Raw genomic sequence first — 14,012 nt, forward strand, 5'->3', positions numbered from 1 at the left:
AAGCTATTTGTTTACGGAGTTATGCAATGAAAGTTCGTGCATCCGTTAAGAAAATCTGTCGTAACTGTAAGGTTATCAAACGCCACGGCGTTGTACGTGTAATCTGCAGTGAGCCAAAGCATAAACAACGCCAAGGCTAAGTCAGAGATTTCATCGAGATGAATTGCAGCCTGATGGTTATTAAACCATCAGAGCTGTTTTTTGCTTGCAATTTTGTCATCTGTTGAGTATCCTACCGGGCTTTTCGCAGATGGCCTTTAATTAATACTAGGAGTGCATAGTGGCCCGTATCGCTGGCATTAACATTCCTGATCAGAAGCATGCTGTAATCGCCTTAACTGCGATTTATGGTATCGGTAAAACTCGCGCACAAAAAGTTTGTGCTGAAGCGGGTATTGCAGAAAATGTTAAGATCAAGGAATTAGACGAAGCTCAAATTGAGTCTCTTCGTACTGAAGTAGCTAAGTTTACCGTTGAGGGTGACTTACGCCGTGAAATTTCCATGAGCATCAAGCGTCTAATGGACCTTGGTTGTTACCGTGGTCTTCGCCATCGTCGCAGCTTGCCTGTACGTGGACAGCGTTCTAAAACGAATGCTCGTACTCGTAAAGGCCCACGTAAACCGATTAAGAAGTAGGGGTTAAGTAATGGCTAAAGCTCCAACTCGCGCTCGTAAGCGCGTCAAAAAGCAGGTTGCTGACGGCATGGCTCATATCCATGCATCTTTCAACAACACAATCGTTACCATCACCGATCGTCAAGGTAATGCTCTTTCTTGGGCTACTGCAGGTGGTTCTGGCTTCCGTGGTTCACGTAAGTCAACTCCATTTGCTGCGCAGGTCGCTTCTGAGCGCGCTGCCGAAGCTGCAAAAGAGTATGGACTGAAAAACGTAGAAGTTTTCGTTAAGGGTCCTGGTCCGGGTCGTGAGTCTTCAATCCGTGCGTTAAACGCAGCGGGTTTCCGCATCACTAATATTACTGATGTGACTCCGATTCCACACAACGGTTGTCGTCCACCTAAGAAACGTCGTGTATAACGTTTTTTAGACCTGTTGGAGAAAGAAAATGGCAAGATATATTGGGCCTAAGCTCAAACTTAGCCGTCGTGAAGGCACCGACCTATTTTTGAAGTCTGGTGTTCGTGCGATCGACTCTAAGTGTAAGATTGATAATGCACCTGGTGTACATGGTGCACGTAAACCTCGTCTATCTGACTACGGTTTACAATTACGTGAAAAGCAAAAAGTTCGTCGTATGTATGGCGTACTAGAAAAGCAATTCCGTAACTACTACAAAGAAGCTGCACGTTTAAAAGGTGCTACAGGTTCAAACCTGCTACAACTTCTTGAAAGTCGTCTAGATAATGTTGTATACCGTTTCGGTCTTGGTTCTACTCGCGCAGAATCTCGCCAACTAGTTAGCCATAAAGCTATCCTAGTAAATGGTAAAGTGGTAAACATTCCATCGTACAACGTTAAACCAAACGACGTTATCAGCGTTCGCGAAAAAGCTAAGAGTCAAGCTCGTATTAAAGCGGCTCTAGAAATCGCTCAACAGCGTGAACTTCCTACTTGGGTAGAAGTTGACACTAACAAGATGGAAGGCACTTTTAAGCGCTATCCAGAACGTTCTGATTTGTCTGCGGACATTAACGAACAGCTGATCGTCGAACTTTACTCTAAGTAAAGTTAACTGCTAAGAGAGGACATAATGCAGGGTTCTGTAACTGAATTTCTTAAACCTAGACTAGTTGACATCGAGCAGGTTACCGCTAATCGTGCACGAGTTACACTCGAGCCTTTAGAGCGTGGTTTCGGCCATACTTTAGGTAACGCTTTACGTCGCATTCTACTTTCATCTATGCCAGGTTGTGCAGTGACTGAAGTTGAAATCGACGGTGTAATGCATGAATACAGTACTAAGGAAGGCGTTCAAGAAGATGTTCTTGAAATCCTACTTAATCTTAAAGGCCTTGCAGTTAAGCTGGAAGGTAAAGATGAAGCACTGCTAACGCTTACAAAGTCTGGTGAAGGCCCTGTACTAGCGGGAGACATCACCCATGATGGTGATGTGGAGATAGTTAACCCAGAGCACGTTATTTGTACTTTGACTAGCAATGCTGACATTAGCATGCGCATCCGAGTTCAACGTGGTCGCGGTTACGTACCAGCTTCAATTCGTGTCCATTCAGAAGATGAAGAGCGTCCTATCGGTCGTTTACTTGTCGATGCGGCATACAGCCCTGTTGAGCGTATTGCTTACAGTGTTGAGGCTGCTCGCGTAGAACAACGTACTGATTTAGACAAACTAGTCATCGACATGGAAACTAATGGCACTTTAGATCCTGAAGAAGCGATTCGTCGCTCTGCTACAATTTTAGCTGAACAGCTAGATGCGTTTGTAGATCTTCGTGATGTAACTGAGCCAGAAGAGAAAGAAGAGAAGCCTGAGTTCGATCCAATCCTGCTTCGTCCCGTAGATGATCTAGAGCTAACGGTTCGTTCTGCTAACTGTTTGAAAGCAGAATCGATCCATTACATCGGTGATCTGGTACAGCGTACCGAAGTTGAACTATTGAAAACGCCAAACCTTGGTAAGAAGTCTCTGACTGAAATTAAGGATGTATTGGCATCACGTGGTTTATCTCTGGGCATGCGCCTTGAAAATTGGCCGCCAGCAAGTATTGCTGACGAATAATCAGATTTACTGAGTTAACGTATTAGTTAGAAGGATTAGGTTATGCGCCATCGCAAGAGTGGACGTCAACTTAACCGAAACAGCAGTCATCGTCAGGCTATGTTTCGTAACATGGCAAGCTCGTTGGTAACTCATGAAGTTATCAAAACAACCTTGCCTAAAGCTAAAGAACTTCGTCGTGTAGTTGAACCATTAATTACACTAGCTAAACAAGACAGTGTTGCTAACCGTCGTTTAGCATTTGCCCGCACACGTGATAATAGCGTTGTAGGCAAATTATTCAATGAATTGGGTCCACGTTACGAGTCTCGCCCAGGTGGCTACACTCGTATCCTAAAATGTGGCTTCCGTGCTGGTGATAATGCTCCTATGGCATACATCGAGCTGGTTGAACGCCCAGTTGTTGAAGCAGTAGAAGACGCTGCAGAAGAATAAAAAAATGGCCGGGTTTACCCGGCCTTTTTTACCCTATTTATTTAGCTTCCCATCTGTGACTGTACATAATTTTGTAGCCCGATACGCTCAATCAGACCTAAATGTTGTTCCAGCCAATAAATATGATCCATTTCAGTGTCATCAAGTAGCTTCGTCAAAATATCTCTAGTTACATAATCCTGTTCTTTTTCGCAAATGCCGATGATCTCTCGAAGGCTATTCGCTACCGTATACTCTGCAGCAAGATCATTCTTAAGCATTTCCTCAACGTTTGAACCAATATGAATCGCCATTCTTGATGCTGTGTCTGGCGTGCCTTCGAGAAATAGGATCCGCTCAATCAGTTTTTGCGCATGCTCTAGCTCTTCTTCATACTCGTGCGCTAATTTTTCGTGGAGCTTATTGATGCCCCAGTCCTCATACATCTTTGAGTGCGCGAGATACTGATCCATTGAGGTTAGCTCAAGGGTAAGTTGCTTATTGAGGTGGTCGATAACGACTTGTTTACCTAGCATGTTAGCTCTCCATCATAGATTGTTGATAATTTTCGATGCCTGTCGCCTGGATTAAAAACTGTTGTGACTCTATCCAGTCGAGGTGCGCTTCTTCATATTCAAGTATGTCCTCTAATAGCTCGCGGCTGATGTAATCTTGCTCATTCTCACATAACTCGATTGCAGTACGTAAGGCGGCTATTTGCTCATTTTGAAATGTCATATCGCATACCAGCATCTCTTCGGTATGCTCGCCAATTCTTAGTTTACTGAGTTGTTGTAAGTTAGGCAGACCTTCTAGAAACAGAATACGTTCGATGAGTTCATCAGCTTGCTTCATGTCTTTAATCGACTTTTTATAGTCTTTTTCATCGAGCTCAGCTAGACCCCAATTTTTAAACATCCGGGCATGCAGGAAATACTGGTTGATGGAAGTTAGTTCTAAGGTGAGGATTTTATTCAGTTCTGGCAGGACTTTACTATTGCCTTTCATTTTTCTCTCCAAGTCTAAATTGATCTGTGTCAATTTATCTTGGTACAAATAAATAATTCTGCAAGTCTATTTCGATATATAGAAAATATTTAATATATCTAATAAATTCAATGAGGTAGTACTGATATTGAGAGGTGTTTTTATTTGTTTTTAGAAGCGGGAAGAAAAGCCATGTAGAGGCGCTACATGGCTAATTTTGTTAGTTGTTGCTATGTAGTTCAGAATTAAGCTCAACTGCAGACTTATTAGTCAAACATTCGATTTTGCCGGTTACTGAGTTGCGGCGGAATAATAAATCGCTTTTACCAGATAGTTCACGCGCTTTTACTACTTCAACCTCATTTCCACTTGCATCGAGCATTGTTACCTTGGTTCCTGCAGTGACGTATAAACCTGACTCTAGTGTGCAGCGATCGCCCAGTGGGAAGCCCAGTCCAGCATTGGCGCCTAGTAGGCTGTTTTCACCAATAGAGACAACAACGCTACCGCCACCACTTAGTGTGCCCATGATAGACGCGCCGCCGCCAACGTCACTGCCATTCCCAACCATTACGCCAGCAGAGATACGACCTTCTACCATGCTAACAGCCTCTGTACCGGCATTGAAGTTAACAAAGCCTTCATGCATAACCGTAGTACCTTCACCTATGTGTGCACCTAAACGCACCCGTGCTGTATGTGCAATGCGCACGCCACTAGGTACCACGTAATCGGTCATTTTCGGAAATTTGTCTACACAGTTTACGGTTAGTGTGCGTCCTGAGAGGCGTGCTTCAATTTGGCGATCTGCTAACTCAGGCAGATCTATCGGGCCTTCGTTAGTCCATGCGATGTTATGTAGTAGGCCAAAAATGCCATCCAGTACCAAGCCATGTGGTTTAACTAAGCGATGTGACAATAGTTGTAACTTTAAGAAACCTTCCGCGACGCTTGCTGGTTTCTCATCGGTTGCTAAAATAACTAACACCAAAGGCTGTGCTGAGCTCGCTGCCTGTTGTGCAAACTTAGCATTCTTCTCGTCGCCAGCTTGGTTAAATGCGCCTGCTAACACCTTACTTTGCTCTGAGTTTATCTCAAAAACTTCGTTGCCGCCTTGATATTCAACCACTGGTGTTAACGCTGCAACAAGATCTGCACTTGGGCTTAGAACCGGGTTAGGGAAGAAAGCTTCGATAATTTTTCCGCTGCTATTTTTTGTTGCGCTACCGAACGCTAATGAAAAACTCGCCATGTTAAGTACTTCTCCAAAGAAAATGATGAATTGCAAAAATTGGACTGCAAAACGAAGGGTTAATTTTTATAGTAGGGGTACATAATAATGATCTGGTTAACACAATTGAAGTGTTTAGCTGAATTAATCGGCATTATCTTGACGGACTAAGATAGAGCTACATGTTTTGACGATAAGTCTCGTAATACTGCATCACTTTTTTGACATAATTCTGCGTTTCTTTATAAGGTGGAATTTGATTATTGTATTTTTTTACTGCCCCGGGACCGGCATTGTATGCAGCTAGTGCCAATTTCTTATTATTATATTGGTTTAGTAAGCGTCTAAGGTATTTTGCGCCGCCTTCCATATTCTGCACCACGTCGTAGCTATTGGTGACGCCAAGCATTTTCGCGGTGCCAGGCATCAGTTGCATCATACCAACCGCACCCGCGCGTGAAACGGCTTGTGGATTATAGCCCGATTCAGCACTGATAACCGCATGGAGCAATGCCGGCTCTAATTGGTGGCGCGAGGCTACATCAACAATAGTCGGGTGATAATGCTGGCGCAGCTTCTTGTTCACTTTGTAAATTTTAACTCGTTTCGCGGGCTTATCGACCCAATTACCAAAGCTTGCTGGGGTGGTTTTTTTCGGCGTACGCATCAATAAGGTATAGTTTTTATTTAACTTCTTCTGCGCAAAATGCGTAGTGCCATTGCTGTCCACCCACATATAAACATCCGCGTTGGCAGTGGGGATAAATAGGCTAAACCATAATGTAAACGTCAGAAATATTCTATACACATTGATTCCTCGTAAGCAAAAACCAGCCCAAATACCCATTGCTAGAATTGAAGCAAATTTTACGCCGATATGACAATTACTTCTCAGTTTATTACAGGTTCAGCCTTACTCACGGTGCCCAGCATCTCTACAACTTCAGAGGGGGCTTTTTCTACGTCTCGCATCACCTCTGCTAAGTCCGTTTTAAGTAGTTCATTGTTGGGGTATAAAAACCGAGCGTACTCGATGACTGCTTGTGATTTTTGCTCTTGGTTAAGTAAGCGGTATGCATAAGCCAGATTATAGTAAATATTGGCCCTTGGAGTGTGTTTAACAAATTCACTGGCCCAAGTAACGTAAGCCTCTAGCTCTTCAGGCTTGTTTAATTTCTCTCCAACCAGCATGCGTAATGTGAAGATATTGAACTCAAGCCGAGTGGTTAATGCTAAGGGGTTAACGACCTGCATCAAAAGATCAATATCGGTTCTACCTGAGCGCTCAAATTTAGTCACCAGATAGTTCGTTTGCACAGCAGTTATCATAAAGGCACAAGTAAGCAATGGGATCAGAATCGCGTTACACTTTACTAATAGATAAGGGCGAAAAATGATTTCCTTTTGCAGCCGCCCTTTGTGGCTAATATAGGCGACTAATACGATGAAAATAAACCAAGTTGCAGCGGCGTGATAAAAAGGATACTCAGTTTGACTGTGGAGGGTGAGCGGAAAAACAAGGGCCAAAAATGCCAGCGCTTTACGCCACTGAAAGCGACTAAGTAGATATATGAAGGTTATAGCTAAGATGAGTAGGCCCAGTAACGGTACAATGCCACCTTCAACGCCCCAATACATCAGTTCATTATGGGGATGCGTTAGATTTTCTAGAACAAATGGTACTCCCTCCGCTTGAATCCGCTCTGCACGATTAGTCAGAAAGCTGTTTTCGAAATTACCGTAGCCCCAACCAGTAAGGGGTTTTTCTAGCATCATGTGCCAGCTTTGTTCGTATTGCAGCGCTCTTGCGCCAGCTTTGGCTAGCTCTTCTTTATTGCGAGATACGCTACCATCACTGATTATAAAGTGCGTTGACAGGCCGAGGGCGATTGCAATGATGACCCAAGAAAAACGTTTTTTAGATTGTTGAAGCAACCAAGGGGCGATTAAAACAAGCCCGATTACAGCGCCTAAATAGCCGGTTCTGGAAGCGCTGATATAGATCACCCAAGCCGATAAAAAACACTGCGCGAGTAAAAATGCCGTTAGCGCAGGTCGACCTTTTGGGGGCAATTTCTGAACAAGATAACAGGAAAGTAATAAACTCGTTGCGGTAAAGCTTGCTAAAACATTGGGTTGCTGAAATATGCCGTAAGGGCGGCCATAGTTGACATCAAAGCCGAGTATATTCCCCGGTTTGAGCAAGTACATTTGAGTCAGGCTATAGATATTTTGAATAAAGCCAGCGCAAACAATCAAAAATAATAACAACAACCAATTTTGTTTGCTTAGATTGAGTTGCTGCATGGCGAATAAGAGTAATATCCCACCGATAAAGCCAAACAGTCGGCCATAACTGGCATCAGCAAAAAAACCATTGGGGTAAAATACCGGTATCACGAGCAATGCAAACGCAATAAAACCTGCCATGGACATCAAATCATACCGTATGGTTTGTGCGATGCTGATTTGCCACAGCCCTAGCCCTATCAAAATAGATATAAAACACCATGCCACGGGGTTCATTGGTAGATCTAAACCCGCTCCGCCTTGGTTATGCTGAAAGTAATGCATGCCTATCAAGCAAAATAGGGCAAATACCACGGTAAAGGTGATATTTAGGCGTGAGCGAGACTGATCCATGAGGGCTTGGTATTCCTTATTTCTTTAGTAGTGGCGCTAAAAATGTCGCTGTGTGACTACGTGTTTCTTGGCAGATATCTTCTGGCCTGCCGCAGACTAATATTTCGCCGCCGCCACTGCCACCTTCCGGGCCTAAATCTACGATCCAGTCGGCAGTTTTTATGACATCGAGGTTGTGTTCGATAATAACAATTGTATTGCCTTGATCTCTAAGTTTATTCAAAACTTCGAGCAAGTGCTTTATATCATGAAAATGTAAACCCGTGGTAGGCTCATCGAGAATATACAAGGTTTTGCCAGTACTGCGTTTGGATAACTCTTTAGCCAGCTTCACTCGTTGCGCTTCGCCACCTGATAGCGTGGTAGCAGCTTGGCCAAGGCAAATATAGCTAAGCCCCACATCAAGTAATGTTTGTAGCTTACGATTCATTGCAGGCACTGCTGTGAAGAACTCCAGAGCATCTTCCACCGTCATGTTAAGCACTTCGTTAATGTTTTTGCCTTTGTACTTCACTTCTAAGGTCTCGCGGTTGTAGCGTTTACCGGCACAAACATCACAAGGCACGTAAACGTCAGGTAAGAAGTGCATCTCCACTTTTATCACGCCATCGCCCTGACAAGCTTCACAGCGACCACCTTTAACGTTAAAACTAAACCGTCCCGGTTTATAGCCGCGGCTGCGCGCTTCTTGGGTACCAGCAAATAAATCCCGAATGCCAGTGAAAATACCGGTGTAAGTAGCAGGATTAGAACGCGGTGTACGGCCGATCGGGCTTTGATCTATATCGACCACTTTATCAAGGTGTTGCAAGCCTGAAATACTTTTATAAGGCGCTGGGGTGTTTAAGCTCGCATTGTTAAGTTCTTTTTGTGCAATGCGGTAGAAGGTGTCGTTGATTAACGTTGATTTACCTGAGCCGGATACGCCAGTGACACAGGTCATTACACCCACAGGTATTTCTAGATTGACATCTTTCAGGTTATTGCCACTTGCTCCCTTTAGCTTGACCCACTTTTTGGTTAATGCAGTGCGTTTATCGGGGATCGCAATAGACTTGCGGCCACTTAAATAGTCAGCGGTGAGTGACCCCTCACTGTTAAGAATATCTTCATAACTGCCTTGGGCAATGACATTACCGCCATGGACACCCGCGCCCGGGCCGATATCAATGATGTAATCAGCAGTGCGAATGGCATCTTCATCATGCTCTACCACAATCACGGTATTACCCAGATCTCGTAGATGATTAAGCGTGCCCAGTAAGCGCTCATTATCGCGCTGATGTAAGCCAATAGAAGGTTCATCGAGGACATACATCACGCCAACTAATCCTGCACCAATTTGACTGGCTAAACGGATCCGCTGTGCCTCTCCGCCCGATAAGGTGTCGGCGCTGCGCTCTAAGCTGAGATAATTTAAGCCAACATTGACTAAGAAACTTAGCCGCTCGACGATTTCTTTTAAAATTTTCTCGGCAATTTGAGCTTTCTGCCCTGTTAGGGTAAGGCTAGTAAAAAAATCAGTGGCCTCACCGATGGACATATTGGCCACCTGTGGCAAGTTTGTGTCATTGACAAAAACGTGACGCGCTTCTTCACGTAAACGGCTGCCGTGACAGCTAGGGCAGGGCTGGCTGTTGAGGTATTTGGCGAGCTCTTCGCGTACCGCATTGGATTCGGTATCTTTGTAACGGCGTTGCATGTTTGGAATGATGCCTTCAAACGGATGTTTCCTAACCACAACATCGCCGCGGTCGTTCATGTATTTGAATTCAATTTCGCTGCGGCCACTGCCATGCAGCACCGCTTGTTGCGCCTCTTGATCAAGATCTTGAAAAGGAGTGTTGATATCAAAGCCATAGTGATCAGCGAGTGAAGTAAGCATCTGGAAGTAGTAAAAATTCTTTTTGTCCCAGCCTTTTACAGCGCCATTGGTTAAACTTTTCTTCGGCTCAGTAAGTACTCGCTCACTATCAAAGAATTGTTTTACACCTAAGCCGTCGCAAGAGCTACAAGCGCCGGCGGGGTTGTTGAAAGAAAAGATCCGTGGCTCAAGCTCTTGCATACTGTAACCACATTGCGGGCAAGCAAAGTTAGCCGAAAAAATAATTTCTTCGTGCTCGGCTTTATCCATCCAACCAATGACAGCTGTGCCACCTGATAAACCTAAAGTGGTTTCAAATGACTCCGCTAGACGCAACTGCATGTCATCACGCACTTTGAAGCGATCGACAACGACTTCTATGGTGTGTTTTTTATGTAAGTCTAGGGGCGGAGGATCCGACAAATCACATACTTCGCCATCAATCCGAGCGCGAATAAAACCTTGCGCCGCTAAACCTTGCAGGGTTTTTACATGCTCGCCTTTACGCTCTTTTACCACCGGCGCCAACAACATCAGCTTACTGCCTACTGGCAATTCAAGTACCTTGTCGACCATTTGGCTAATAGTTTGTGCGTTTAACGTAATATCATGAGTTGGGCAGCGCGGCTCGCCGACTCGAGCATAGAGCAAGCGCAGGTAGTCATAAATTTCGGTAATGGTACCGACTGTTGAGCGTGGGTTGTGTGACGTTGATTTTTGTTCAATAGAGATGGCGGGGGAGAGACCTTCAATATGGTCTACATCGGGTTTTTCCATTAATGATAGAAACTGACGCGCATAGGCCGAGAGCGACTCAACGTATCGACGTTGACCTTCTGCGTACAAGGTATCAAAGGCGAGAGAAGATTTACCTGAGCCAGATAGCCCAGTGATCACCACTAACTTATCGCGGGGAATAGTTAAATTAATGTTTTTAAGGTTATGAGTACGCGCGCCTCTGACTTCAATGTTATCCATGTTGCCACTCTGTAAACAAAATCAAAGTGGTGAGTATCGCACAGTATTAACTGTATGAATAGACAGTTAGAATAAGAAAAGCCAGCATCCTTGCTGGCTTTTATATTGGCTAAAAAGCGGTGTAGCTTAAATGTATTCTCTTGCCCAGCTAACAGCTTGTAGCCTGTTTTTGACTTTAAGCTTCTTAAACACATTATATAAATGTGATTTAACGGTGTGTTCACTGAGAAACAGGTTGTCGGCAATTTGCATATTCGACGCCCCTGTCATTACTTGTTTTAATATTTCCACCTCACGACTGGTTAACTTAGCGTATGGCTGGTACTGGCGGTGAAGCCGAGTGCGCAACGTGGCAAGTTGTGAGGTCATAGTGGAGCGACTAAACCAATATTCGCCAGCAAAGACACATTTTATGCCTTTGATAAGCTGCTCTTGATCGGCCGATTTTTGGAAAATTCCTGCACACAACGGCCAAGCTTGTAGCAAGTGTGTTTCTAACTCTGGGTCAGTATTGAAAAGAATAATGCTGGTATTGATGGTCCATTGATTAATTTCGTGATGCCAATCTTGTTCGTTTGCTCTCGAAATATATTGCAAATTTGCAAGAAAGAAATACTCAGTATCCACATCTTGAGTAATACTCAGTTGTTCGGGGGTACTGATTAATTCAACGTCCACTGCCAGTTTTAACTTTAGAAAATGAACCAGGGCAGAAGACTCGATGGAGTCTTCTGAAATTAAAAATAAATGCTGTTTTTTGTTCATTAAAGTTATTCCCTGATAGCTTTTCAGCGCGACTAGACTAATACATCTATCAAAAATAAGTGAAGCATTAAAAAAGCATTAGCACTAAGATGTTAGTTATAAAAAGCGACTAGCGCTTTGTTATTAGGCTTATTTATATCGATTTAGATTACATAAATTAATTATTTTTGACAAATGTTAGGTGTTTTTTATACGAACAATACCATTATTATCTCTGTTTTGACCCAGACCAAGGGTTTTCGTTTTTGTTTTCTATCATGTTATCATCCCCGCCTATTTTAGCAGCCAGACAAGCCTAATGAGTCAAAGTGCATTAAATGCCACCGAAAAGCGAGCATCTATTTCCTTAGCCGTCGTTTTTGGCCTAAGAATGTTGGGCCTGTTTATGATCATGCCAGTGTTTGCTTACTACGGTAAAGCGCTTGATGGCTACTCGCCACTTTGGGTTGGTTTGGCTATCGGTGCTTATGGTCTAACTCAAGCGCTGTTTCAAATTCCGATGGGGATGTTGTCAGATCGTATTGGTCGTAAGCCTGTCATCTTTCTTGGACTGATCATTTTTGCTATTGGTAGTGTGATTGCTGCCATGTCTGACTCCGTTTATGGCGTGGCTTTAGGTCGAGCGGTGCAAGGGTTAGGGGCTATCGCCAGTGCTATTTTAGCCCTTGCCGCCGATTCAAGCCGAGAAGAGCAGCGACCCAAGGTGATGGCAACCATAGGGGTATGCATAGGTTTGGCTTTCGCCGTTGCGATGGTGGTTGGCCCGATTGTGACCCAGTTTATTGGCTTATCTGGGTTATTCTATTTTACCGCTTTGATGGCGATCCTGGGGTTGATTATTGTTAAGTATGCCGTACCTGATGTGGTGCATAAGGCGCCCGCAGGTGAGACGGTGGCAGTCCCTCAGTTACTCGGTAAGCTGCTACGTAAGCCGGAATTGTTGCGCTTAGATGCGGGAATTTTTGTTCTGCATTTAACATTGACCGCGATGTTTGTGGTGCTGCCACTTAAATTGGTTGCCGCGGGGGTGGAGGTGACTCAGCACTGGTTATTGTATTTCCCCGCCCTAATCCTTTCCTTTATATTCATTATTCCAATGTTGATTATTGGTGCTCGTAAGCAAAAGAATAAGCAGTTCTTTTTGTTCTCGATTGCGCTAATGGCGGCGAGCCTATTTTTATTGGCAAATTCAAATATGCCGCTATGGTTAATATTGCTGGCGGTATTTTTATATTTTACCGCATTTAATTTTTTAGAAGCCTCGTTGCCGGCGTTTATCTCCATGTTGGCTCCAGCAGGAGCAAAAGGCTCGGCCATGGGCATCTACTCTACTAGCCAGTTTTTAGGCGCTTTTTTGGGCGGCGTTGCCGGAGGAACTGCTTATAATTATTTCGGCGAACAAGGTTTATTTATTTTTATTGGCTGTTTAATGTTATGCTGGTTGGTCATTGCATTTGGCATGAGTAACCCTAGCCAAATTCGCAATCATGTATTAAGTATTAACCTCATGGAGACGCAACAAGCTGAGCAGTTAGCTAGTCAATTAACGCATTTGGCTGGGGTGCTCGAAGCTGTAGTTGTGCCTAATGAGCGTGTAGTTTATCTCAAAGTAAAACATACAGAGTTTGAACTTAATCAGGCCCATAAGCTGATTAAGTGTGTTAATTAACGGGAGTTAAGATTATGGCCACTCGTGGAGTGAACAAAGTTATTTTGGTTGGCAACTTAGGTCAAGATCCTGAGGTTCGCTACCTACCTAATGGTGGTGCGGTTGCTAACATTACGATTGCCACGTCTGAGTCATGGCGTGATAAAACCAGCGGTGAGCAGCGCGAAAAGACTGAGTGGCATCGCGTATCTTTGTTCGGTAAATTGGCCGAAGTCGCGGGTGAATATCTGCGTAAGGGTTCACAAGTTTATATTGAAGGCCAATTACAGACTCGCAAATGGCAGGACCAACAAGGCCAAGATCGTTTTACCACTGAAATTGTGGTGCAAGGCTACAGTGGTGTAATGCAAATGCTAGGTGGTCGCCAAGGCGGTCAACAAGGTGGTGGCCAAGGTAATTATGGCGGTCAAGGCGGACAACAAGGTGGCTACGGTGCACCACAAGGCGGCGGACAACCACAAGGTCAGCCACAACCACAACAGAGTTGGGGTCAACCACAGCAGCCAAATGTTGCTCCTGCTCAAGCGCCGCAACAGCCAGCTTATAATCAAGCACCGCCAGCGCAAGCGCCACAACAGCAAAAACCGGCGTCACAGCCAACCTACAATGAGCCGCCAATGGACTTTGATGACGATATTCCTTTTTAGGCCATACATAAATAGTAATTTTTGATAAAGAATATTAAGGGTCTGTTTTTACAGACCCTTTTTTCATGGTTATGGCCGGTGCTAGATATTGATTAGTTGTGATAGTAGTAGGCAAAA

The 14,012-nt window shown here is 44.2% G+C and carries 15 protein-coding genes; 8 read left to right on the top strand and 7 right to left on the bottom strand.

Annotation, left to right across the window (positions count from 1 at the left end; all coding sequences use genetic code 11):
- The first annotated feature begins 26 nt into the window (after positions 1-26).
- From rpmJ to rplQ, 6 genes are all read left to right on the top strand, one after another.
- Positions 27-140, top strand: a complete 114-nt coding sequence (rpmJ, locus tag K6Y31_RS05540) for a 50S ribosomal protein L36 (protein WP_232800689.1) — start codon at positions 27-29, stop codon at positions 138-140.
- 140 nt (positions 141-280) lie between these two features.
- Positions 281-637: a 30S ribosomal protein S13 gene (gene rpsM / locus K6Y31_RS05545; protein WP_233051837.1), complete on the top strand. Its 357-nt coding sequence runs from the start codon at positions 281-283 to the stop codon at positions 635-637.
- 10 nt (positions 638-647) lie between these two features.
- Positions 648-1,037 (top strand): 30S ribosomal protein S11, encoded by a 390-nt coding sequence (rpsK, locus tag K6Y31_RS05550; RefSeq protein WP_232800687.1) that lies wholly within the window; start codon positions 648-650, stop codon positions 1,035-1,037.
- A 28-nt stretch (positions 1,038-1,065) separates the two neighbouring features.
- Positions 1,066-1,686 carry a 30S ribosomal protein S4 gene (gene rpsD, locus K6Y31_RS05555; protein ID WP_232800686.1) on the top strand — a complete coding sequence of 207 codons (621 nt, stop codon included), beginning with the start codon at positions 1,066-1,068 and terminating at the stop codon, positions 1,684-1,686.
- 24 nt (positions 1,687-1,710) lie between these two features.
- Positions 1,711-2,697, top strand: a complete 987-nt coding sequence (locus K6Y31_RS05560) for a DNA-directed RNA polymerase subunit alpha (RefSeq protein ID WP_232800685.1) — start codon at positions 1,711-1,713, stop codon at positions 2,695-2,697.
- A 42-nt stretch (positions 2,698-2,739) separates the two neighbouring features.
- The gene (gene rplQ / locus K6Y31_RS05565) at positions 2,740-3,132 is read left to right on the top strand and encodes a 50S ribosomal protein L17 (RefSeq protein WP_232800684.1); all 393 of its coding nucleotides are present in this window, start codon (positions 2,740-2,742) and stop codon (positions 3,130-3,132) included.
- Between the two features lie 41 nt (positions 3,133-3,173).
- On the opposite strand, the gene bfr (K6Y31_RS05570) is transcribed toward rplQ, so the two are convergent.
- The 7 genes from bfr (K6Y31_RS05570) to K6Y31_RS05605 form a co-directional block, all read right to left on the bottom strand.
- On the bottom strand, positions 3,174-3,647 hold the full coding sequence (gene bfr, locus K6Y31_RS05570) for a bacterioferritin (protein ID WP_233051838.1): 474 nt from the start codon (positions 3,645-3,647) through the stop codon (positions 3,174-3,176).
- Between the two features lies 1 nt (position 3,648).
- Entirely contained in the window at positions 3,649-4,119 is a 471-nt protein-coding gene (gene bfr, locus K6Y31_RS05575; protein WP_233051839.1) for a bacterioferritin, read from the bottom strand.
- Positions 4,120-4,318: 199 nt separating this feature from the next.
- Positions 4,319-5,350, bottom strand: a complete 1,032-nt coding sequence (gene dapD / locus K6Y31_RS05580) for a 2,3,4,5-tetrahydropyridine-2,6-dicarboxylate N-succinyltransferase (RefSeq protein WP_233051840.1) — start codon at positions 5,348-5,350, stop codon at positions 4,319-4,321.
- A 157-nt stretch (positions 5,351-5,507) separates the two neighbouring features.
- Complete coding sequence (locus K6Y31_RS22295) at positions 5,508-6,137, bottom strand: transglycosylase SLT domain-containing protein (RefSeq protein WP_345790236.1); 630 nt, start codon at positions 6,135-6,137, stop codon at positions 5,508-5,510.
- A gap of 83 nt (positions 6,138-6,220) precedes the next feature.
- Entirely contained in the window at positions 6,221-7,972 is a 1,752-nt protein-coding gene (locus tag K6Y31_RS05595) for a PglL family O-oligosaccharyltransferase (protein ID WP_233051841.1), read from the bottom strand.
- 16 nt (positions 7,973-7,988) lie between these two features.
- Positions 7,989-10,814 carry an excinuclease ABC subunit UvrA gene (gene uvrA / locus K6Y31_RS05600; protein WP_233051842.1) on the bottom strand — a complete coding sequence of 942 codons (2,826 nt, stop codon included), beginning with the start codon at positions 10,812-10,814 and terminating at the stop codon, positions 7,989-7,991.
- Positions 10,815-10,940: 126 nt separating this feature from the next.
- Positions 10,941-11,579, bottom strand: coding sequence for a LuxR C-terminal-related transcriptional regulator (locus K6Y31_RS05605; RefSeq protein WP_233051843.1), 639 nt, complete (start codon positions 11,577-11,579; stop codon positions 10,941-10,943).
- A 298-nt stretch (positions 11,580-11,877) separates the two neighbouring features.
- On the opposite strand from K6Y31_RS05605, the gene K6Y31_RS05610 reads away from it, so the two are divergent.
- On the top strand, positions 11,878-13,248 hold the full coding sequence (locus K6Y31_RS05610; protein WP_233051844.1) for an MFS transporter: 1,371 nt from the start codon (positions 11,878-11,880) through the stop codon (positions 13,246-13,248).
- Positions 13,249-13,262: 14 nt separating this feature from the next.
- Positions 13,263-13,895 carry a single-stranded DNA-binding protein gene (gene ssb, locus K6Y31_RS05615; RefSeq protein WP_233051845.1) on the top strand — a complete coding sequence of 211 codons (633 nt, stop codon included), beginning with the start codon at positions 13,263-13,265 and terminating at the stop codon, positions 13,893-13,895.
- Positions 13,896-14,012: the final 117 nt, after the last annotated feature.

The organism is Motilimonas cestriensis, from assembly GCF_021295315.1.
Taxonomy (GTDB): Bacteria; Pseudomonadota; Gammaproteobacteria; order Enterobacterales; family CBDFNC01; genus Motilimonas; species Motilimonas cestriensis.